The organism is Streptococcus sp. KHUD_016 (genome assembly GCF_051106465.1).
Lineage (GTDB): Bacteria > Bacillota > Bacilli > Lactobacillales > Streptococcaceae > Streptococcus.
In genome coordinates this window covers 1,955,724-1,979,112 of record NZ_CP193663.1, presented here as the reverse complement: position 1 = coordinate 1,979,112, position 23,389 = coordinate 1,955,724, and the positions used below count along the sequence as shown (strand labels likewise).

General features: G+C 41.1%; 20 protein-coding genes and 1 pseudogene. All 21 read left to right on the top strand.

The window, feature by feature from the left end; genetic code table 11:
• Positions 1-55: 55 nt before the first annotated feature.
• The 21 genes and pseudogenes from ACORHV_RS09570 (at position 56) to ACORHV_RS09470 (ending at position 23,359) form a co-directional block, all read left to right on the top strand.
• The gene (locus tag ACORHV_RS09570; protein ID WP_000366332.1) at positions 56-1,225 is read left to right on the top strand and encodes a pyridoxal phosphate-dependent aminotransferase; all 1,170 of its coding nucleotides are present in this window, start codon (positions 56-58) and stop codon (positions 1,223-1,225) included.
• Positions 1,222-1,992, top strand: a complete 771-nt coding sequence (gene recO, locus ACORHV_RS09565; RefSeq protein WP_000616149.1) for a DNA repair protein RecO — start codon at positions 1,222-1,224, stop codon at positions 1,990-1,992. The genes ACORHV_RS09570 and recO overlap by 4 nt, the downstream gene beginning before the upstream one ends.
• Positions 1,989-2,981 (top strand): phosphate acyltransferase PlsX, encoded by a 993-nt coding sequence (gene plsX, locus ACORHV_RS09560; RefSeq protein ID WP_000717429.1) that lies wholly within the window; start codon positions 1,989-1,991, stop codon positions 2,979-2,981. Before recO ends, plsX begins: the two co-directional genes overlap by 4 nt.
• Before the next feature lie 5 nt (positions 2,982-2,986).
• The gene (locus tag ACORHV_RS09555) at positions 2,987-3,223 is read left to right on the top strand and encodes an acyl carrier protein (protein ID WP_000136435.1); all 237 of its coding nucleotides are present in this window, start codon (positions 2,987-2,989) and stop codon (positions 3,221-3,223) included.
• Between the two features lie 439 nt (positions 3,224-3,662).
• Complete coding sequence (locus ACORHV_RS09550) at positions 3,663-3,851, top strand: class IIb bacteriocin, lactobin A/cerein 7B family (RefSeq protein WP_000180835.1); 189 nt, start codon at positions 3,663-3,665, stop codon at positions 3,849-3,851.
• 17 nt (positions 3,852-3,868) lie between these two features.
• Complete coding sequence (locus ACORHV_RS09545) at positions 3,869-4,036, top strand: bacteriocin (RefSeq protein ID WP_000415691.1); 168 nt, start codon at positions 3,869-3,871, stop codon at positions 4,034-4,036.
• A gap of 9 nt (positions 4,037-4,045) precedes the next feature.
• Positions 4,046-4,234 carry a hypothetical protein gene (locus ACORHV_RS09540; RefSeq protein WP_000722238.1) on the top strand — a complete coding sequence of 63 codons (189 nt, stop codon included), beginning with the start codon at positions 4,046-4,048 and terminating at the stop codon, positions 4,232-4,234.
• Positions 4,235-4,258: 24 nt separating this feature from the next.
• Positions 4,259-4,468, top strand: coding sequence for a hypothetical protein (locus tag ACORHV_RS09535; protein ID WP_000869797.1), 210 nt, complete (start codon positions 4,259-4,261; stop codon positions 4,466-4,468).
• Between the two features lie 209 nt (positions 4,469-4,677).
• The gene (gene comA / locus ACORHV_RS09530; protein WP_000672146.1) at positions 4,678-6,831 is read left to right on the top strand and encodes a peptide cleavage/export ABC transporter ComA; all 2,154 of its coding nucleotides are present in this window, start codon (positions 4,678-4,680) and stop codon (positions 6,829-6,831) included.
• Positions 6,832-6,843: 12 nt separating this feature from the next.
• Positions 6,844-8,193 carry a competence pheromone export protein ComB gene (comB, locus tag ACORHV_RS09525; protein WP_000801582.1) on the top strand — a complete coding sequence of 450 codons (1,350 nt, stop codon included), beginning with the start codon at positions 6,844-6,846 and terminating at the stop codon, positions 8,191-8,193.
• A 169-nt stretch (positions 8,194-8,362) separates the two neighbouring features.
• A complete protein-coding gene (gene purC, locus ACORHV_RS09520; RefSeq protein WP_049484211.1) occupies positions 8,363-9,070 on the top strand; it encodes a phosphoribosylaminoimidazolesuccinocarboxamide synthase in 708 nt (235 codons plus the stop codon).
• A 76-nt stretch (positions 9,071-9,146) separates the two neighbouring features.
• A pseudogene (locus ACORHV_RS09515) lies at positions 9,147-9,215 on the top strand (phosphoribosylaminoimidazolesuccinocarboxamide synthase); the annotation flags it as partial.
• Between the two features lie 56 nt (positions 9,216-9,271).
• A complete protein-coding gene (locus ACORHV_RS09510; RefSeq protein WP_434398257.1) occupies positions 9,272-12,997 on the top strand; it encodes a phosphoribosylformylglycinamidine synthase in 3,726 nt (1,241 codons plus the stop codon).
• Positions 12,998-13,009: 12 nt separating this feature from the next.
• A complete protein-coding gene (gene purF, locus ACORHV_RS09505) occupies positions 13,010-14,452 on the top strand; it encodes an amidophosphoribosyltransferase (protein ID WP_434398255.1) in 1,443 nt (480 codons plus the stop codon).
• 38 nt (positions 14,453-14,490) lie between these two features.
• On the top strand, positions 14,491-15,513 hold the full coding sequence (gene purM, locus ACORHV_RS09500; protein ID WP_434398253.1) for a phosphoribosylformylglycinamidine cyclo-ligase: 1,023 nt from the start codon (positions 14,491-14,493) through the stop codon (positions 15,511-15,513).
• Positions 15,510-16,061, top strand: coding sequence for a phosphoribosylglycinamide formyltransferase (gene purN / locus ACORHV_RS09495; RefSeq protein WP_434398251.1), 552 nt, complete (start codon positions 15,510-15,512; stop codon positions 16,059-16,061). The genes purM and purN overlap by 4 nt, the downstream gene beginning before the upstream one ends.
• Before the next feature lie 54 nt (positions 16,062-16,115).
• Positions 16,116-16,823 (top strand): suppressor of fused domain protein, encoded by a 708-nt coding sequence (locus ACORHV_RS09490; RefSeq protein ID WP_434398249.1) that lies wholly within the window; start codon positions 16,116-16,118, stop codon positions 16,821-16,823.
• A gap of 41 nt (positions 16,824-16,864) precedes the next feature.
• Positions 16,865-18,412, top strand: coding sequence for a bifunctional phosphoribosylaminoimidazolecarboxamide formyltransferase/IMP cyclohydrolase (purH, locus tag ACORHV_RS09485; protein ID WP_434398247.1), 1,548 nt, complete (start codon positions 16,865-16,867; stop codon positions 18,410-18,412).
• Between the two features lie 181 nt (positions 18,413-18,593).
• Complete coding sequence (locus tag ACORHV_RS09480; RefSeq protein ID WP_434398245.1) at positions 18,594-19,847, top strand: DNA cytosine methyltransferase; 1,254 nt, start codon at positions 18,594-18,596, stop codon at positions 19,845-19,847.
• Positions 19,848-19,850: 3 nt separating this feature from the next.
• The gene (locus ACORHV_RS09475; RefSeq protein ID WP_434398243.1) at positions 19,851-21,941 is read left to right on the top strand and encodes an ATP-binding protein; all 2,091 of its coding nucleotides are present in this window, start codon (positions 19,851-19,853) and stop codon (positions 21,939-21,941) included.
• 8 nt (positions 21,942-21,949) lie between these two features.
• Positions 21,950-23,359 (top strand): hypothetical protein, encoded by a 1,410-nt coding sequence (locus tag ACORHV_RS09470; RefSeq protein WP_434398241.1) that lies wholly within the window; start codon positions 21,950-21,952, stop codon positions 23,357-23,359.
• Positions 23,360-23,389: the final 30 nt, after the last annotated feature.

Sequence of the window (23,389 nt, the reverse complement as noted above, 5' to 3'; positions counted from 1 at the left end):
TCAGGGAGCTTTTGTAGTATAATAGTACTATGTTCTGTAAGCAAGGGGGATATCTATGGACTTAACCAAGCGCTTTAATAAACAGTTAGACAAGATTCAAGTTTCCTTGATTCGCCAGTTTGACCAGGCTATTTCGGAGATTCCTGGGGTCTTGCGTTTGACCTTGGGGGAACCTGATTTTACAACGCCAGATCATATCAAGGAGGTAGCCAAGCGAGCCATTGACCAGAACCAATCCTACTATACAGGGATGAGCGGTTTGCTGACTCTACGTCAGGCAGCCAGTGACTTTGTTAAGGAAAAGTACCAACTGGACTATGCTCCTGAAAATGAAATCTTGGTTACAATTGGGGCGACAGAGGCTTTATCTGCTACTTTGACAGCTATTTTGGAAGAGGGAGACAAGGTGCTCTTGCCAGCTCCTGCCTATCCAGGTTATGAACCGATTGTCAATCTGGTTGGGGCAGAGATTGTCGAGATTGATACAACTGAAAATGGTTTTGTTTTGACCCCTGAGATGTTGGAAAAGGCCATTTTGGAGCAGGGTGACAAGCTCAAAGCAGTTATTCTCAACTATCCAGCCAATCCAACTGGAATTACCTATAGTCGAGAGCAGTTGGAAGCCTTGGCAGACGTTTTAGGCAAGTATGAAATTTTCGTTGTTTGTGATGAGGTCTATTCAGAATTGACCTATACAGGGGAAAATCATGTATCATTGGGAACTATGCTGAGAGATCAAGCTATTATTATCAATGGCTTATCTAAGTCCCATGCCATGACTGGTTGGCGTTTAGGCTTTATCTTTGCTCCTGCAGCTTTCACAGCTCAGTTAATCAAGAGTCACCAATATTTGGTTACTGCGGCAAACACCATGGCCCAACATGCTGCAGTAGAAGCCTTGACCGCTGGTAAAAACGACGCAGAGCCTATGAAGAAGGAATACATCCAGCGTCGAGATTATATCATCGAAAAGATGACTGCTCTTGGTTTTGAGATTATCAAACCAGATGGGGCCTTCTATATCTTTGCTAAGATTCCAGCAGGTTACAATCAAGACTCCTTTGCTTTTCTCAAGGATTTTGCCCAGAAGAAGGCTGTTGCCTTTATCCCTGGTGCTGCCTTTGGGCGTTACGGAGAAGGCTATGTTCGCATTTCTTATGCAGCCAGCATGGAAACAATCAGGGAGGCCATGAAACGACTTGAGGAGTACATGAGAGAAGCATGATCCAGTCTATAACGAGTCAAGGTCTCGTACTCTACAATCGTAACTTTCGGGAGGATGATAAGCTCGTCAAAATCTTCACCGAGCAGGCTGGGAAGCGCATGTTTTTCGTCAAACACGCTGGTCAATCCAAACTAGCTCCTGTTATTCAGCCCTTGGTGTTGGCACGATTTCTCTTGCGAATCAATGATGACGGCCTTAGCTACATCGAGGACTACCATGAGGTGATGACCTTTCCCAAAATCAATAGCGACCTCTTTGTCATGGCTTATGCGACTTATGTGGCGGCTCTTGCAGATGCTAGTTTGCAGGATAATCAGCAGGATGCTCCCTTGTTTGCCTTCTTGAGAAAGACTCTAGAGTTGATGGAAGAGGGTTTAGATTATCAGGTTTTGACCAATATTTTTGAAATTCAAATCTTGAACCGATTTGGGATTAGCCTTAATTTTAATGAGTGTGTCTTTTGCCATCGGGTTGGTCAGGCCTTTGACTTTTCTTTCAAATATGGAGCTTGCCTCTGTCCAGATCATTATCATGAGGACGAGAAACGTTGCCATTTAAATCCCAACATCCCTTATTTGCTCAATCAATTTCAAGCCATTGATTTTGAGACCTTGGAGACCATTTCGCTCAAGTCTGAAATCAAGCAAGAGCTACGCCAATTTATGGATCAACTCTACGAAGAGTACGTTGGGATTCACCTTAAATCAAAGAAATTTATTGATTCCCTAGCAGACTGGGGACAATTACTAAAAGAGGAAAACAAATGAAAAAAATTGCAGTAGATGCTATGGGGGGCGATTACGCACCTCAAGCCATCGTTGAGGGTGTCAATCAAGCCCTTGCTGATTTTTCAGATATTGAGATTCAACTCTACGGAGATGAAAGTAAGATCAAGCAATATCTAACGGCGACAGAGCGCGTCAGCATTATCCATACGGATGAGAAAATCAACTCAGACGATGAGCCGACAAAAGCTATCCGTAAGAAGAAAAATGCCAGCATGGTATTAGCGGCCAAGGCAGTCAAAGAGGGAGAAGCAGATGCCGTCCTCTCAGCTGGGAACACAGGTGCCTTGTTGGCTGCAGGATTCTTTATCGTGGGTCGTATCAAAAATATCGATCGTCCAGGACTCATGTCGACCTTGCCGACCATCGATGGAAAAGGGTTTGACATGCTAGACCTTGGGGCCAATGCAGAAAATACAGCCCATCATCTGCACCAATACGCTGTCCTAGGTTCCTTCTATGCGAAAAATGTTCGTGGGATTTCGAAACCACGTGTTGGTTTGCTCAACAATGGAACAGAAAGCAGCAAGGGAGATCCGCTTCGTAAGGAAACATACGACTTGTTAGTAGCTGATGAAAGTTTGAACTTTGTCGGAAACGTGGAAGCGCGTGATCTGATGAATGGCGTTGCGGATGTTGTCGTAACAGATGGTTTCACGGGAAACGCTGTTCTCAAATCTATCGAAGGTACAGCTTTGGGAATCATGGGCTTACTTAAAAATGCTATTACGGGTGGTGGCCTTCGAGCGAAGCTAGGTGCTCTACTTCTCAAGGATAGTCTTAAGGGGTTGAAGACACAGCTCAACTATTCAGATGTTGGAGGAGCAGTCTTGTTTGGCGTCAAGGCGCCAGTTGTAAAAACTCATGGCTCAAGTGATGCCAATGCTGTGTACAGTACGATTCGTCAGATTCGTACCATGCTAGAAACAGACGTAGTTGCTCAGACTGCGCGTGAATTTTCAGGAGAATAAAAAAGATGACAGAAAAAGAAATTTTTGACCGTATTGTAACCATTATCCAAGAGAGACAGGGAGAAGACTTTGCCGTAACAGAGGCTTTGAGTTTGAAAGACGATCTAGATGCGGACTCAGTGGATTTGATGGAGTTTGTTTTGACACTAGAAGATGAATTTGGTATCGAAATCACTGATGAGGAAATCGACCAACTTCAAAGTGTAGCGGATGTAGTAGCGATTATTAAAGATAAAAAATAGCCAAAAGCAACATGCAAGTCATGTTGTTTTTTATTTGCAGAAAAAAGAGAAACTTTTAGTAGAAATTGCGAATAAAGAGATGAGAAAGAAAAAGGAGGAACATTTATGTATGTGACTGGTTTTTATCCGTGGTTCATTAAGTGGTTTTTAAAATAAAAATGAATGAATTGTTCATTTTCGAATTGTTTTTCGAATAGATAGGTAAGGAAAAGGGAAGGAGACTATGTGATGTATTTACCAATCTTATTGCCATGGTTGATCAAATGGTATTTAAAATAAATGAAATTTACCTGTTCATTTTAAATTACTTCTCGAAAATAGATAGGTAAGGAAAAAAGAAAGGAGAGAAGAAAATGATTTCAGTAATTTACCCAATCTGGCTATTTAAGTGGCTTAGAGGTTAAAGATTAAATATATAGAAAAAATAAGGAGAAAACAAATGACAAACTTTGACAACATGGAACAGAACTTTGTAGCTCTTACAGAAGAAGAGTTGACGGATGTGAATGGGGGAGCATGGCCGATTGTAGCTTGGGTGATTGCTAATCCTGTGACAGCAGCTAAAATTGCTGGTGGAATTACTGCAGCAGGAATTGCAGGTTATAATTATGTGACGAGTAGATGGTAATAGAAGGAGGAGATGATATGGAAAAATCTATTTTAAAATTTGAAACAATGACTGATACGGACTTGCAGGAAATTCAAGGGGGAGCCTTTCCCCTTCTTATCCCTGTGGCAGTTGGTTTTGTAAAAGGTTTTGTATATACAGGTGGAGCTATTTTAACAACTCGAGCACTCTTTTCAGGTAAATAGGAGTCTGCTATGAAAAAAATCTTATTAGGATTTGCTGAGGGGTATTTTGTCGTATCGATTATTCTTTATATCGCAACGTATTTGATTATGAAAAATCCGATCAATACTCTGTTTTATCCAGAAACCTATCCAATTCTGCTTGGTCTGTTTTATGTAGGATACAAGTACAAAACAAAAGAAAGTACGATTGGAAATTGATGAACCATCAGATCGGAGTTTGAGATGAAAGTTGTTCAATTACTAGGAAAAGCTTGGCCAGAGTTTATTGTATTGTCTAGCTCGATGGCTTATCTAATGATTAGAATTGTGGCTGATGTAAACAAAATAAATCTACCTACGTGGTTTGAATGTTTTGATATACCTACGATTTCATTATTTTTGATGACATTTATCTCACTTTATAGAAGTAAAGAGAATATCATTTCAGAATAGTTTATTTCTAGGCATTCATTTTTTAACGGTTACTTTAAGCAGGCAGAACTTTTGTTCTGCTTTTTACATTTAAATGATAGTTTATGCTTTTTGAAGTGCGTTTTAGGCGTAAAAATGGTTTATTTAGGAATATTTTCCTGTTTTCATCCTTATTTGGTTAAAATAATCTTACAAATTTTTAAAGAGATTATTAGAAAAAGGAGAAGGATATGAAATTTAGGAAAAGGCACTATCGTCCCCAGGTGGATCAGATGGATTGTGGCGTGGCTTCTTTGGCTATGGTCTTTGGTTACTACGGTAGTTATTACTCCTTGGCTCATCTACGAGAGTTAGCCAAGACGACCATGGATGGGACGACCGCTTTGGGACTTGTAAAGGTGGCAGAGGAGATTGGGTTTGAGACGCGGGCTATCAAGGCGGATATGACGCTCTTTGATTTGCCAGATTTGACCTTTCCTTTTGTGGCTCATGTGCTCAAGGAAGGGAAGTTGCTCCACTACTATGTGGTGATAGGTCAGGATAAAAAGCACATTCATATCGCTGATCCAGATCCTAGTATCAAGCTGACCAAGATTTCCCGTGAGCGATTTGCGCAAGAGTGGACAGGGGTTAGTATTTTTATGGCACCATCACCGGACTATAAACCTCATAAGGAGAAAAAACAGGGACTCCTATCCTTCTTGCCGATCTTACTCAAACAGCATGGCTTAATTACCAATATCGTCCTAGCGACACTCTTGGTGACCTTGATCAATATCGTGGGTTCCTACTATCTTCAGTCCATCATTGATAGTTACGTACCAGACCAGATGCGCTCGACACTGGGTATTATCTCTATTGGGCTGGTCATCGTCTATATTCTCCAGCAGATTTTGTCTTATGCGCAGGAATACCTCTTACTTGTTCTGGGTCAACGGTTGTCCATCGATGTGATTTTGTCCTACATCAAGCATGTTTTTCACCTGCCGATGTCCTTTTTCGCGACACGCAGGACAGGAGAAATCGTTTCTCGTTTTACAGATGCCAACAGTATCATCGATGCGCTGGCGTCGACCATTCTGTCGATTTTCCTAGATGTGTCGACGATTTTGATTATCTCGCTGGTCTTGTTTTCACAAAATATGACACTCTTTTTCATTAGTCTGCTTGCGCTTCCCATCTATACAGTGATTATCTTTGCCTTTATGAAGCCTTTTGAAAAGATGAATCGGGATACCATGGAAGCTAATGCGGTTCTGTCTTCTTCTATCATCGAGGACATCAACGGTATTGAGACCATTAAGTCTTTGACCAGTGAAAGTTCACGCTATCAAAAGATTGATAAGGAATTTGTGGCTTATCTGAAAAAATCCTTTACCTACAGTCGGGCAGAAAGCCAGCAAAAGGCACTGAAAAAAGTTGCCCAGCTCCTGCTCAATGTTGCTGTTCTCTGGCTGGGAGCTATTCTGGTCATGGATGGGAAAATGAGTTTGGGTCAGCTGATTACTTATAACACCCTGCTTGTTTACTTTACCAATCCTTTGGAAAATATCATTAACCTACAAACCAAACTTCAGACAGCGCAGGTTGCCAATAATCGCTTAAATGAGGTTTATCTAGTAGCTTCGGAGTTTGAGGAGAAGAAAACGGTAGAAGATTTGAGCATGATGAAAGGGGATATGACCTTTAAACAGGTTCACTACAAGTATGGCTATGGTCGTGACGTCTTGTCGGATATCAATTTGACCATTCCGCAAGGGTCTAAGGTGGCTTTTGTGGGGATTTCAGGGTCAGGAAAGACCACCTTGGCCAAGATGATGGTTAATTTTTACGACCCAAGTCAAGGGGAGATTAGTCTGGGTGGTGTCAATCTCAATCAGATTGATAAAAAAGCCCTGCGCCAGTATATCAACTATCTGCCTCAACAGCCCTATGTCTTTAACGGAACGATTTTGGAGAATCTTCTTTTGGGAGCCAAGGAGGGGACGACTCAAGAGGATATCTTACGGGCAGTCGAATTGGCCGAGATTCGAGAGGATATCGAGCGCATGCCACTGAATTACCAGACAGAATTAACTTCGGATGGGGCTGGAATTTCAGGTGGACAACGTCAGCGAATCGCTCTGGCGCGTGCTCTCTTGACAGATGCGCCTGTCTTGATCTTGGACGAGGCGACCAGCAGTCTGGATATCTTGACAGAGAAGCGGATCGTGGATAATCTCATGACACTAGACAAGACCCTTATTTTCATCGCCCACCGCTTGACCATCGCTGAGCGGACAGAGAAGGTTGTTGTCTTGGATCAGGGCAAGATTGTCGAAGAAGGCACCCCTGCAGACTTGCTTGCACAGGATGGCTTTTATGCCCATTTGGTCAATAGCTAGAAAGAGGAGAAGATGAAACCAGAATTTTTAGAAAGTGCGGAGTTTTATAATCGTCGTTACCATAATTTTTCCAGTCGGGTGATTTTACCTATGTCACTTCTGCTCATGTTTTTACTGGGATTTGCAGTTTTTGCAGAGAAGGAGATTAGTTTATCTACCAGAGCAACTGTCGAACCTAGTCGGATCATTGCCAACATCCAGTCGACTAGCAATCAACGCATTGTGGGCAACTATCTGGAAGAAAACAAGTTGGTTAAGCAAGGAGATCTGCTCGTTCAGTACCAGCAAGGAGCGGAGGCTATCCAGGTTGAGGCATATGCTAGTCAATTGGAGATGCTAAAGGATCAAAAAAAGCAGTTGGGGTATTTGCAATCCAGTTTGAAAGAGGGGAGTGATCAATTTCCAGAGGCGGATAAGTTTGGTTACCAAGAGATGTTTCGAGACTATCTCAGCCAAGCTAGTAGTCTTAGGAGCAATGTTTCGCAGCAAAATGCCAACATCTCCTCTCAAAATGCGGCAGCAAGTCAGAGCCAGGCCGAGATTGGCAATCTTATCAGCCAAACAGAGGAAAAAATACGAGACTACAAAACAGCCAAGTCAGCGATTGAAAAGGGAGATCAACTAGATAGTCAGAATCCAGCCTACTCTTTTTACCAGACCTATAAAAATCAAGGTGAAGAAGATCCGCACGCTAAATCGCAAGTTATTGCGCAAGTGGATGCTCAAATCACCCAGCTAGAGTCTAGTTTAGCTACTTATCGTGTGCAGTATGCGGGATCTGGGGCTCAGCAGGCCCACGCAACGGGACTGGATAGTCAGCTGGAATCGCTCAAGTCTCAGCACTTAGTCAAAGTTGGCCAGGAATTAACTCTTCTAGATCAGAAAATTTTGGAGGCGGAATCGGGTAAGAAAGTCCAAGGAGGTCTGCTGGACAAGGGGAAAATTACAGCAAGTGAGGATGGGGTGCTTCACCTTAATCCTGAGACTAGTGAATCTACCATGGTCGCAGAAGGAACCCTGCTAGCCCAACTCTACCCATCCTTGGAAAAAGAAGGGAAAACCAAACTCACAGCTTATCTCAGTTCAAAAGATGTTGCTAGAGTCAAGATTGGGGACTCTGTTCGTTATACTACGACTAATGATGCCAAGAATCAAATTTTCCTGGATTCTACGATTACAAGTATTGATGCGACAGCTACAAAGACTGAACAAGGAAATTTCTTTAAAATTGAGGCGGAGACTAATTTAACTTCGGAGCAGGCTGAAAAACTTCGCTATGGTTTAGAAGGCCGCCTGCAGATGATTACGGGAAAGAAAAGCTATCTCCGTTATTTTTGGGATCAATTTTTGAATAAAGGGTAATATTCGTGTTTTTCAGAGGATAAATGATTTTTAAACTGTAAGAAGAGCTTATCTTGCAGTTTTTCTTTACGCTTGAAACAGGAATACGTTATTTATTCGTAAAAAATCTTGAATTTTTCATGCTTTTGTGGTAGAATGTGCTCAAGTAAAACGAAAGGCGAACTTTAAAATGTCAAAACAACTGATCTATTCGGGAAAAGCCAAGGATATCTATACAACTGAGGATGAAAATCTCATTATTTCAACTTACAAGGACCAGGCAACTGCCTTCAACGGTGTCAAGAAGGAGCAGATTGCGGGCAAGGGAGTGTTAAATAATCAGATTTCATCTTTTATTTTTGAGAAATTAAATGCGGCTGGTGTAGCGACTCACTTTGTGGAGAAAATTTCGGATACGGAACAACTCAATAAAAAGGTGGAGATTATTCCTTTGGAAGTTGTGCTCCGCAACTACACGGCTGGTTCCTTTTCAAAACGTTTTGGCGTAGAAGAAGGTATTGCATTTGAGACTCCAATTGTCGAATTTTACTATAAAAATGATGATTTGGATGATCCCTTTATCAATGATGAGCATGTGAAATTCCTAAAAATTGCGGATGATCAGCAGATTGCTTACTTGAAGGAAGAAACCCGTCGTATCAATGAACTTTTGAAGGCTTGGTTTGCTGAGATTGGTCTTAAATTGATTGACTTTAAGCTAGAGTTCGGTTTTGACAAGGATGGCAAGATTATCTTGGCAGACGAGTTTTCACCAGATAACTGCCGTTTGTGGGATGCAGATGGCAACCACATGGACAAGGATGTTTTCCGTAGAGGACTCGGAGAATTGACAGATGTTTATGAGATTGTCTGGGAGAAATTGCAGGCTTTGAAATAAGCTGTTAGAAACGGAAAACCTTCGTCTTTCAGATGTAAGGACTCAGGCTGTAAAGGTCCCCCAGACCTTTACACTCCGTAGGGGATTGGGAGAACGGACAGACGTTTACGAGATTGTTTGGGAAAAGTTGCAGGAATTGAAATAACAACCTCAAGGATGTTTGGGAACATTGCAAGAGCTGAAATAAAGGAATAAGAATTGATGAATAAACGTATTTTTGTTGAAAAAAAGGCTGATTTTCAAGTCAAGTCAGAGAGTTTGGTAAGGGAGCTCCAGCACAACTTGGGACTTTCAACTTTGAAAAGTATTCGCATCGTGCAAGTTTATGATGTCTTTGACTTGGCAGAGAATTTGTTTGCGCCTGCAGAAAAACATATCTTCTCTGAGCAGGTGACAGATCATGTCTTGGACGAAGCGGCCGTGCAAGCGGATCTTGCCAACTATGCTTTCTTTGCCATTGAAAGTTTGCCAGGGCAGTTTGACCAGCGTGCAGCTTCGGCACAGGAAGCCTTGCTTTTGCTGGGAAGTTCGAGTGACGTGACAGTCAACACAGCTCAACTTTACTTGATTAATAAAGATATTGATGCGACTGAGTTGGAAGCGGTCAAAAACTATCTGCTCAATCCAGTTGATTCTCGTTTCAAGGACATCACGACAGGGATTGCCAAGCAGGAATTTTCAGAGTCGGACAAGACCATTCCTAAATTGACTTTCTTTGAAAGTTATACGGCAGAAGACTTTGCTCGCTACAAGGCCGAGCAAGGGATGGCAATGGAAGTGGATGATTTGCTCTTTATCCAAGACTATTTCAAGTCAATCGGGCGCGTGCCGACAGAAACAGAGCTCAAGGTTTTGGACACTTATTGGTCTGACCACTGCCGTCATACAACATTCGAGACTGAGTTGAAAAACATTGACTTCTCAGCTTCTAAATTCCAAAAGCAATTGCAAGCGACTTATGACAAGTATATTGCCATGCGTGAGGAACTAGGTCGGTCTGAAAAGCCACAAACCTTGATGGATATGGCGACTATTTTTGGTCGTTATGAGCGTGCTAATGGTCGTTTGGACGATATGGAAGTGTCTGACGAAATCAATGCCTGCTCGGTTGAAATCGAAGTGGACGTTGATGGTGTCAAGGAACCTTGGCTCCTCATGTTTAAAAACGAAACCCACAACCACCCAACGGAAATTGAACCATTTGGTGGAGCGGCTACTTGTATCGGTGGCGCCATTCGTGACCCATTGTCAGGCCGTTCTTATGTTTACCAAGCTATGCGTATCTCAGGTGCTGGTGATATTACAGCTCCGATTTCGGAAACTCGCGCTGGTAAATTGCCACAACAAGTCATTTCGAAGACAGCGGCTCATGGTTATTCTTCGTATGGTAACCAAATTGGTCTGGCGACGACTTACGTTCGTGAATACTTCCACCCAGGCTTTGTAGCCAAACGCATGGAGCTTGGTGCAGTTGTCGGTGCTGCTCCTAAGGGAAATGTAGTCCGTGAAAAACCGGAAGCAGGTGACGTGATTATATTGCTCGGTGGTAAGACTGGACGTGATGGTGTCGGTGGTGCGACAGGGTCTTCTAAGGTTCAAACAGTTGAGTCTGTAGAGACTGCTGGTGCTGAGGTTCAAAAAGGGAATGCCATCGAAGAGCGCAAGATTCAACGTCTTTTCCGTAATGGAGATGTCACTCGTCTCATCAAGAAGTCCAATGACTTTGGAGCAGGTGGTGTCTGTGTGGCTATCGGTGAATTGGCAGATGGTCTTGAAATCGACCTCAACAAGGTTCCTCTTAAATACCAAGGCTTGAATGGTACAGAAATTGCCATCTCTGAATCACAAGAACGGATGGCGGTCGTGGTTCGTCCTGAAGATGTGGATGACTTCGTTGCGGAATGTAATAAAGAAAATATTGACGCGGTTGTTGTGGCAACAGTGACTGAAAAACCAAATCTTGTCATGCACTGGAATGGTGAAACGATTGTCGACTTGGAACGCCGTTTCCTTGATACAAACGGTGTGCGCGTAGTCGTTGATGCCAAGGTTGTGGACAAGGATGTCAAACTCCCAGAAGAACGCACAACAAGTACTAACACACTTGAAGCAGATACCCTTGCGGTTCTGTCTGATTTGAACCATGCAAGTCAAAAAGGCTTGCAGACCATCTTTGACTGCTCGGTCGGTCGTTCAACGGTCAATCACCCACTTGGTGGTCGCTACCAACTCACACCAACTGAGGCATCTGTCCAGAAATTGCCAGTTCAGCACGGGGTGACCAATACTGCGTCTGTCATGGCGCAAGGTTTCAACCCTTATGTGGCAGAATGGTCTCCATACCACGGTGCTGCCTATGCGATTATCGAAGCAACCGCTCGTTTGGTTGCTGCTGGTGCAAACTGGTCTAAGGCTCGCTTCTCTTACCAAGAGTATTTTGAGCGGATGGACAAACAAGCAGAGCGTTTTGGTCAGCCAGTAGCGGCTCTTCTAGGATCTATCGAAGCACAAATCCAGCTTGGCTTGCCATCTATCGGTGGTAAGGACTCCATGTCTGGTACCTTTGAAGAATTGACTGTACCGCCAACCTTGGTTGCCTTTGGGGTGACAACAGCAGATAGCCGTAAGGTGCTTTCTCCTGAGTTCAAGACTGCCGGTGAAAACATCTACTACATCCCAGGTCAATCCTTGGCACAAGAGATTGATTTTGATTTTATCAAGTCTAATTTTGCTCAATTTGAAACCATCCAAGCTGGACACAAAGTAACATCTGCATCAGCTGTTAAATACGGAGGTGTCCTTGAAAGCTTGGCACTTGCTACCTTTGGGAACCATATTGGTGCAGAGGTGACCTTGCCTGAACTTGAAATAGCCTTGACAGCTCAATTAGGCGGATTTGTCTTCACATCTCCTGAAGAAATCGCTGGAGTGAAGAAAATCGGTCAAACAAGCGCAGACTTTACACTCGTTGTCAACGGTGTGAAGTTAGATGGACAGAAACTTGACAGTGCCTTCCAAGGGAAACTGGAAGAAGTTTACCCCACTGAATTTGCCCAAGCTAAAGAATTGGAAGAAGTGCCAGCTGTCGCTTCTGACGCAGTCATCAAAGCCAAGGAAACTATTGAAAAACCGGTGGTTTACATCCCAGTATTCCCAGGAACCAACTCAGAATATGACTCAGCTAAGGCCTTTGAAAAAGAAGGTGCAGAGGTTAACTTGGTGCCATTCGTGACCTTGAATGAAGAGGCTATTGTCAAGTCAGTTGAAACTATGGTTGACAATATCGGCAAGGCTAATATCCTTTTCTTCGCGGGTGGTTTCTCAGCTGCGGATGAGCCGGATGGATCAGCTAAGTTTATCGTCAACATCCTACTCAATGAAAAAGTGCGTGTAGCTATTGATAGCTTTATCGCTCGTGGTGGCTTGATTATCGGTATCTGTAATGGGTTCCAGGCCTTGGTCAAATCAGGTCTTCTTCCATACGGGAACTTCGAGGATGCTAACAGTACTAGCCCAACCCTCTTCTACAATGATGCCAACCAGCACGTGGCTAAGATGGTGGAAACTCGAATTGCCAATACCAACTCACCATGGTTAGCTGGAGTACAAGTGGGCGATATCCATGCCATTCCAGTATCGCACGGTGAAGGGAAATTTGTCGTGACGGCTGAGGAATTTGCAGAGCTCCGTGCCAATGGTCAAATCTTTAGCCAATACGTTGACTTTGACGGCAAACCAAGTATGGATTCTAAGTACAATCCGAATGGTTCTGTAAATGCCATCGAAGGAATTACCAGCAAGAATGGTCAAATCATCGGTAAAATGGGACACTCAGAACGTTATGAAGACGGTCTCTTCCAAAACATCCCAGGAAATAAAGACCAGCACCTGTTCGCGTCGGCTGTGCGTTATTTCACAGGGAAATAAAAGGTATAAAAAATGACATACGAAGTAAAATCTCTTAATGAAGAATGTGGTGTTTTCGGTATCTGGGGGCATCCAGATGCTGCTAAATTGACCTATTTTGGGCTCCATAGTCTTCAGCACCGTGGTCAAGAGGGGGCGGGAATCCTCTCCAATGATCAGGGGAACTTGAAGCGTCATCGTGATATGGGGCTTTTATCAGAAGTGTTCAGAAATCCTGCTAATTTGGATAAACTAACTGGAGCGAGCGCGATTGGGCATGTGCGTTATGCGACTGCTGGCGAAGCTTCTGTTGACAACATCCAGCCCTTCCTCTTTCGCTTTCATGATATGCAGTTTGGACTTGCTCATAACGGAAACCTGACCAATGCAGAATCGCTCAAGCAAGAATTGGAACAAAGAGGAGCTATTTTCAGTTCAACTTCGGACTCGGAAATCTTGGCCCACCTCATTCGCCGGAGTCACAATCCGAACTTGATGGGCAAAATCAAAGAGGCGCTCAGCCTTGTCAAAGGTGGATTTGCTTATATCCTGCTGTTTGAGGACAAGTTGATTGCTGCGCTTGATCCTAATGGTTTCCGTCCGCTTTCTATCGGAAAAATGGCCAACGGAGCGGTGGTGGTTTCGTCTGAAACCTGTGCCTTTGAAGTCATCGGTGCTGAGTGGATTCGTGATGTAAAACCAGGGGAAATTGTGATTGTGGATGACAATGGTATCCAGTACGATAGTTATACGAATGATACCCAGTTGGCGATTTGTTCTATGGAGTATATCTATTTTGCTCGCCCTGACTCTAACATCCATGGGGTCAATGTCCATACAGCTCGCAAACGTATGGGGGCCCAATTGGCACGTGAATTTAAGCACGAAGCGGATATTGTGGTCGGTGTACCAAATTCCTCGCTTAGTGCAGCTATGGGATTTGCAGAAGAATCCGGTCTGCCAAATGAAATGGGTCTGATCAAAAACCAATACACCCAACGCACCTTTATCCAGCCGACTCAAGAATTGCGGGAGCAAGGAGTGCGGATGAAGCTATCAGCCGTTTCGGGTGTTGTTAAAGGCAAACGTGTGGTAATGATTGATGATTCCATTGTTCGTGGGACAACCTCTCGCCGTATCGTTCAGCTTTTGAAAGAAGCAGGTGCGACAGAAGTTCACGTTGCTATTGGAAGCCCTGCGCTAGCTTATCCATGTTTCTACGGGATTGATATCCAGACGCGTCAGGAGCTGATTGCGGCCAATCATACGGTAGAAGAAACCTGCCAAATCATTGGTGCGGATAGCCTGACCTATCTTTCGATTGATGGCTTGATTGATTCTATCGGCATCGAAACAGAGGCGCCGAACGGTGGTCTCTGTGTCGCTTATTTTGATGGAGACTACCCAACTCCTCTCTACGACTATGAGGAAGAATATCGTAGAAGCTTGGGGGATAAGACCAGTTTTTACAAATAGACGGATAAAGACTCTCCATGAAAGGAAAGGAAGAGAAGATGACAAATAAAAATGCGTACGCCCAGTCGGGTGTGGATGTTGAAGCGGGTTATGAAGTTGTTGAGCGGATCAAAAAGCATGTGGCTCGTACGGAGCGTGCGGGTGTCATGGGAGCTCTTGGTGGCTTTGGTGGCATGTTTGACCTCTCAAAAACAGGAGTCAAAGAACCGGTCTTGATCTCAGGGACTGACGGTGTCGGAACCAAGCTCATGCTGGCTATCAAGTATGATAAGCATGACACGATTGGGCAGGACTGTGTGGCCATGTGTGTCAACGATATCATCGCTGCAGGTGCGGAGCCCCTCTATTTCCTCGACTACGTCGCGACAGGGAAGAATGAACCAGCTAAACTAGAACAAGTCGTCGCTGGTGTGGCAGAAGGCTGTGTGCAGGCTGGTGCTGCCCTCATCGGTGGGGAAACAGCTGAAATGCCTGGTATGTATGGCGAAGATGACTACGACTTGGCTGGATTTGCGGTCGGCGTGGCTGAAAAATCTCAAATCATTGATGGTTCAAAGGTAGCAGAGGGAGATATTCTTCTCGGACTTGCTTCGAGTGGGATTCACTCAAATGGTTACTCACTTGTCCGTCGTGTCTTTGCGAACTACACAGGTGAGGAAGTCTTGCCAGAATTGGAAGGCAAGAAACTCAAGGAAGTTCTTCTTGAGCCGACTCGTATCTATGTCAAGGATGTCTTGCCACTTATCAAGGAAGAGTTGGTCAACGGTATTGCCCACATCACAGGTGGTGGATTTATCGAAAATGTCCCTCGCATGTTTGCAGATAATCTAGCTGCAGAGATTGAGGAAAGCAAAGTTCCAGTGCTTCCGATTTTCAAAGCCCTTGAAAAATACGGTGAAATCAAGCATGAGGAAATGTTTGAAATCTTCAATATGGGTGTTGGCCTCATGTTGGCAGTTAGCCCTGAAAATGTAGGTCGAGTCAAGGAATTACTGGATGAACCAGTCTATGAAATTGGTCGCATCGTTAAGAAAGAAAACGAAAGTGTCATCATCAAATGAAAAAAATAGCGGTTTTTGCCTCTGGTAACGGCTCAAATTTTCAGGTGATTGCCGAAGAATTTCCAGTGGAGTTTGTTTTTTCAGACCATCGTGATGCCTATGTGCTGGAACGTGCAGACAAGCTCGGCGTCCTGTCCTATGCTTTTGAACTCAAGGAGTTTGACAACAAGGAAGACTACGAAGCAGCACTTGTCGAACTCTTGGAAGAACACCAGATTGACTTGGTTTGTCTAGCAGGCTACATGAAAATCGTTGGACCAACCTTATTGGCAGCCTATGAGGGCCGAATTATCAACATTCATCCAGCCTACCTGCCAGAATTTCCAGGAGCTCATGGGATTGAGGATGCTTGGGATGCTGGTGTCGCTGAGAGCGGCGTGACCATTCACTGGGTGGACTCAGGTGTGGATACAGGCAAGGTCATCAAACAAGTCCGTGTACCACGGCTAGCTGATGATACCATTGACAGTTTTGAAGCTCGGATTCATGAGGTTGAGTACAAGTTGTATCCAGAGGTGCTGGATAGCTTGGGAGTGGAGAGAAGATAAAAACGAAATCAGAGCTGATTTTATGACGGTCTAACAGCAGATAAGGAGGATATTATGGGTTTATTTGATTTTTTTAAGAAGAAATCTTCAGATGAAGAGGCACCAATTGAAGATGAAGGCAAAATTGTTGTTGAAACTGAAAATACAGATGATAGCACTCCAGGATGGCATGCGATCGATGCAGAGTTTAATCGTTTATATCCGGATCAACCCAATCCACTTCATTATGGGACAGTTATCAAGTATATGTTGGGCGGTCCAGATCCGCTTGATGGCATCAGTGTTTATGATGCGGGAGATTTTTGGCATTTTGTCAGCTATGGTTTGTCAGAGTTATATACAAAAGAAAGCGACGACCCTGAATACAGTGGCTATGGGATTGAATTAACTTTTAAGTTAAAGAAATCAAATAATGACGAAGAAGAAATCAAAAATGGCTGTGGTTTACTACAGTATGTGGCAAGATATATTTTTCAAACAGGTAAAGTGGTTTTGCCAGAGGAATACATTTATACCAAGCAAACGGTAGGAATTGATGCTCAGCAGAAATCTAGTCTGACAGGATTTTTGACTGCTGCTGATGATTTAGCTAAGCCTCTTGATATTCCGCATGGAAAAGTGGAATTTGTAACCCTGATTGGTGCGACAGATGCAGAACTGCGAAATGTGTACGAAAGTGAAACTAGTAAGCTTGAGGTCATAAAACTGTTAAAAGAACTTGGAAATCAGCTTACAGACTATGAACGCCAGTCTTTAGTGTAAATGATGTGAAAGCACCTCTTGATACAAAGAAAGGAACAAACATGACTAAACGCGCCTTAATCAGCGTCTCAGACAAAGCGGGTATTGTTGAATTTGCCCAAGAACTCAAAAAACTTGGTTGGGAGATTATCTCGACAGGTGGGACAAAGGTTACCCTTGATAATGCTGGGGTGGAAACCATTGCCATCGATGATGTGACGGGCTTCCCAGAAATGATGGATGGCCGTGTCAAGACCCTTCACCCAAATATACACGGTGGACTCCTCGCTCGTCGTGACTTGGATAGTCACCTGGAAGCGGCCGAAGACAATCAAATCGAGCTCATTGACCTTGTTGTGGTCAACCTTTACCCATTCAAGGAAACCATTCTTAAACCAGATGTGACTTATGCGGATGCCGTTGAAAATATCGATATCGGTGGGCCATCAATGCTTCGTTCAGCAGCGAAGAACCACGCCAGCGTAACAGTTGTGGTAGACCCAGTGGATTATGCGGTGGTTCTTGACGAATTGTCAGCTAATGGCGAAACGACTTACGAAACTCGCCAACGGTTGGCAGCCAAGGTTTTCCGTCACACAGCGGCTTATGACGCCTTGATTGCAGAGTATTTCACAGCTCAAGTGGGTGAAAGCAAACCTGAAAAACTCACTTTGACCTATGACCTCAAACAAGCAATGCGTTATGGGGAAAATCCTCAGCAGGATGCAGACTTCTACCAAAAAGCTTTGCCGACAGACTACTCGATTGCTTCAGCCAAACAGCTAAACGGTAAGGAATTGTCCTTTAATAATATCCGTGATGCTGATGCGGCGATTCGTATCATCCGTGACTTCAAAGACCGTCCAACCGTTGTGGCTCTCAAACACATGAACCCGTGCGGTATTGGTCAGGCTGATGACATCGAAACTGCTTGGGACTATGCATATGAGTCTGACCCAGTGTCTATCTTTGGTGGAATTGTCGTTCTCAACCGTGAGGTGGATGCTGCGACAGCTGAGAAGATGCACGGCGTTTTCCTTGAAATTATCATCGCACCAAGCTACACAGACGAAGCGCTAGCTATTTTAACCAATAAAAAGAAAAACTTGCGCATCCTTGCTTTGCCATTTGATGCCCAAGACGCTAGCGAAGTGGAAGCAGAATACACAGGTGTAGTAGGTGGACTTCTGGTGCAAAACCAAGACGTGGTCAAAGAAAGCCCAGCTGACTGGCAAGTGGTGACCAAACGCCAGCCAACTGAGATAGAGGCGACTGCTCTTGAGTTTGCTTGGAAGGCTATCAAGTACGTCAAATCAAACGGTATCATCGTAACCAACGACCACATGACACTGGGTGTTGGTCCAGGTCAAACTAACCGTGTAGCTTCCGTCCGTATTGCGATTGACCAAGCCAAAGAGCGTCTTGACGGCGCTGTTCTTGCTTCAGATGCCTTCTTCCCATTTGCGGATAACGTGGAAGAAATCGCTAAAGCAGGTATCAAGGCCATCATCCAACCGGGTGGGTCCGTCCGTGACCAAGAATCCATCGAAGCTGCGGATAAATATGGCTTGACCATGGTCTTTACAGGCGTGAGACATTTTAGACATTAAGAAGATGAAAGTACTTAGCGTATTAGCTGAGTACTTTTAATATTAAAGACATACATGGTAGAAGTGTTTTTTAAAATAATTAAAAAATCATTATTTTATTAAGTTTTGACTATAAATGAATAAACGTTTTCATAAAAATGGTATAATAAAAAGTAAAAAGATAAAAAGAGTACGAATTTAAATGAAAGCTAAAATACAATATATAGATTTATTTGCCGGAGCAGGGGGATTGTCGGAAGGATTCAAACGAACAGGGAATTATAAACCATTAGCTCACGTGGAAATGAATTTACATGCTTGTAACACATTAAAAACAAGGTTGTCATATTACTATTTAAAAGAAAATAGGAAGATTGATTTCTATTATCAATACCTTCGCAGAGAAATATCTAGGGAAGAGTTATGGGGAAAGGTCCCTAAGGAAATTTTAGAAAGTGTTATCAATACAGAACTTAATGATAATAGTATATATGAAGTTTTTAAGCAGGTAGATAAATATGTTAGATATACAGAAACCAAAAAAGTAGATTTAGTAATTGGAGGACCGCCATGTCAAGCATACTCTGTAATGGGACGATCTGTAAGTGTTACAGGTATGAAAGATGATCCTAGGAACTACTTATATAAACTGTATGTAAAATTTATTACCCATTACTCTCCCAAAATGTTTATTTTTGAAAACGTTCCAGGAATTTTAACTGCTGAAAGTGGTAAAATTTTAGATGATATTATAGAATCTTTTTCGAAATCAGGATATAAAGTAGAATACCAGGTTTTAAATGCGGAAGATTTTGGTGTTTTACAGAAACGTAAAAGAGTAATTTTAATCGGATGGAAAGAAGAGTTTAATTTTTCTTACCCTGTTTTTAAAAAAATAAATTTTCCGAATGCAAGTGTAAAATGTATTTTGAATGATTTAGCTAAATTAGATATTGATACTGAAGATAATACGTATGTGTCTAGAACGAATGATTATTTAGTTAAGAGTTTTATAAGAGATAGTGATGCTCCATTGACATGGCATGTTTCAAGATATACGAATAACAGAGATAGAGAAATTTATGCTAGAGCTATTGATTTGTGGGATAAAAGTAGAGTAAGATTGCGATATGATTTATTACCTGAGGACTTGATTACCCATAAAAATCAGAAATCATTTTTAGATAGGTTTAAAGTGTTAGCTTCAAATTTACCATCCTCTCACACTATGATTGCACATATTGCTAAGGATGGGCACTATTTTATACATCCTGATATTAAGCAATGCCGCTCCATAAGTGTCAGAGAAGCTGCTAGAATCCAATCTTTCCCTGATGATTACTTTTTTGAAGGACCTAGAACAGCAGCATTTACTCAAATTGGCAATGCAGTACCTCCTTTAATGGCTTATTACATTGCAAAAAAATTAGAGGAATATTTTATTGATGAGGAATAAGAGATGGCAGAAATTAAATTTAGACCGAAAGCTCAAATTTTAATTCAATTGGGGGATCAATTAATAAAAAATGAGGGTATCGCATTATTAGAGTTAATAAAAAATTCATACGATGCTGATGCTACAGAATGTGAGGTAAATTTATCTTATTTAGACTCAGAAATGCTTGGGGAAATCGTTGTCGAAGATAACGGAGCAGGAATGTCTTTTGAAACGATTAGAGATGTCTGGATGCAACCAGGAAATACTCATAAAAAGAAACAAGTTGATGAAGAAAAGAAGACTAAGTTAGGGCGTTTACCGATTGGAGAAAAAGGAATTGGCCGATTCGGAATTCATAAACTAGGTAAAGAAATTGAAATTATTACTAGATCGAAGGGAAATCTTGAAGTATATTTTAAAATTGATTGGAGTAAGTTTGATTCAAATCAGTTTTTAGATGAAATACCAATTACTATTGAGGAACGTGAACCTAAGAAGTTTATAAATAGCACTGGAACAAGGATTCAGATTAGAAATATAGAGCAGTGGAATAAACGTAAATTTCGTGAAACATATAGACAAATCGTTTCATTGAATTCTCCGTTTGAGTCCCAAGAATCGTTTAAAGTTAATATAAAAAGTACACATGATGATTGGCTAGAAGGGATGTTAAATTTCGGTCAGATTAAACAATTTGCTTTATACCGTTCGACAGCGAAGTTTAAAGATGGCAATATTGAAGATTTTAAGTATGAATTTTTACCCTATGACAATATGTCAGTTAAATCTCGTAGGATAGAAAAAGATATAATTCCACTTAATTTTTTCAGTGATAGCAAACGTAAAGACCCAGCTAAATTTTTTCAAGATAAATCTAAAAATTATATGGAACAGTATGGGATAAATGATTTTTCTATAGAATTATATGTTTTTGATAAATCATCCGATGTTACTCGCTTTCTTATGGAAGACAAGAAATCTTTTAAAGACTACCTGACTGAAAATGGGGGGATACGAATTTTCCGTGATAATATGCGTGTTTTAGATTATGGTGAAAAGGGAAATGATTGGCTCAATCTTGATTCAAAACGTGTAAATAATCCGGCTAGTTCATTGAGTAACAATATAATTTTAGGAGCTATATCTCTAAAACGTAATGAGAGTAGGGGATTGGTCGAAAAAGCAAATCGAGAAGGTTTCATTGACAACCAGAGCTATGAAGTGTTTGTAAATATAATCGAGAAATATTTATTTGAATTTACTAGAGAAAGAAATATCGATAAGGATAGACTACGCCAATCCTTAAAAGAAGATAACAAAGATTTAGTTGATATTATTGATGATGTGGATAAGGAGATTAAATCTTTAAATGTTGAAACAAAACTAAAAAAACAAATTTCCAATAAACTAAATCGAGTGAAGTCAGAGTATAAATTTATTAAAGAAACTTACGTAAAAACTTCATCAGCTACAAGCAGCTATGCAATTGTTATCCATGAGATGGAGAAAATTGTAAAGGAACTTTCTGTTATTTCATGGAATTCTGAAGAGATTCAAAGAATTGATCAGTTAACGCATAGATTACGGGATGTAATTGAAGGCTATACTTCAATATTACGAAACAGAAGAAAATCTAACTACTCTGTTATAGAGATTATTAATAATGCTTTATTTAATGTTGAGTTTAGGCTAGAAGCACATGAAATTTCTCTTGACGAACTTTATAAAGATAAGAATTACAAGGTATTGTGTGACAAAGGTTTAATTGTGTCTGCTATCATGAATATCATTGATAATTCAATATACTGGACACATAAATCAGGAAAAAAACAAAAAAAAATCTTAATTGATACGGTACTAACTGAGAAGGATCGTGTTGAGCTAATAATAGCAGATAACGGGGTAGGATTTCAAGGAAATCCAGAGGATATGATCCGTCCTTTTGTCGGAGAAAAACAAGGTGGACTGGGTCTAGGATTAAATATTGTTAACGAAATTATGAATTCACAAAAAGGACAATTACTTTTTCCAGAAAATAAAGATTTGGATTTACCGAAAGAATATCAATCAGGTGCAACTATTATACTAAGTTTACCACTGTCGGAGGGATAAGATAGGATATGATTAATTTACCTAATAATGGATCTATTGTAATTTTAGATGATCAATATACGGAAGCAGAACCATTAATTAAACTTTTATCAAAAAATAATAAGTCTTTTCGCTATTATGATGGTAAACCTGAAAATTTACCGTCTGATACCATTGAAAAAGAAGCGACAAGACTAGTTTTTTTAGATTATAATTTAACTGAGGGGACGACAGGTAGCGCCAGTCAAGCTTCCACAATAACTGCAAATTTAAATAGAATTATATCTGAAGAGAACGGTCCGTATTTTATTTTGCTGTGGAGTAAGGATAAGGATGATGCTCAAGAGTTCAATGATGATATGGAACAAATATATAACAGATACCCCCATTTACAGCCTCTAGAAATTAAATGTCTAAATAAGGCGGACTACTTTAAAAAAAATGGTTCTATCTATGAATTCAACGGTGATAAAGTGGCAGAGTTTCAAGAAGAATTAGAAAGAATGGTAAGTAGCATAGAGCTACTAGAATTCTATTCAAGCTGGGAAAATAAAATATTGTTAACAAGTCAGAAATTAATAAAGAAAACTTCTGATGTTAGTCGAGGGATGGATGCAAAACAGTTAGTACACTTATTATCTAATATTAATTTGGAGCAGTTTTCAAAAAATGTGGAAGATGAACAGCTAATAGTTGCTGCATACCAAAGTTTAAATACTGTTTTTTCATCGTATTTAAATCATAAAATAGAAGATATCAAGCTAAGCAGTGAGAATTTTAGTAAAATCTCTGAAGTAGACAGATATGAATTTAATTCTTCGCGAGTAAATAGTTGGTTTAATATTAATACGATAGAAAACCCTAGTCGTATAGGACAAGTGTTTTGTGTCAATGATAAATCATTCCTTGATTACAATATCGTTAATAGAGAAAGAATGAGAGACTGTTTTATAAAAGTTGCAACAAAGAAAGCAAATGAGGATAACGATTATTTTAAAATAGTAGGTCTTGAGATCAGCCCAGAATGTGATGTTGCTCAAAATAAGAGAGAATTTTATAGAATAATTCCAGGAATGGTTATTTCGGAATCTTTAATGAAAACTTTATTTGAAACATTTACCAAAACGGATAGATTAAATAGAGAACAAAAAAATAATGCTTTAATTTATTTTGTTAAAAGAGATGGTCAACTATGTTTTAATAAGTATCCTGAGTCAATTTTTGTGACACCGAAATTTGAATTTAAAGTTGATCAAAAGCGCTTTGATGTGTTTATGATTTTGGATTTGTCACAATTTAAGACAATTCCAATTCAAGAAGAAACCAGGGATTATTTTGAAGATAAAGAAATGCTTTTTTCAGTAAATAGTGATTTATTGCAATCGATAAAAAATAGCTTAGCCAATAATATACAGAAAAAAGGTTACCAATCTATATAGGTAAGAAATATCTTATTTCTGAAAATAACC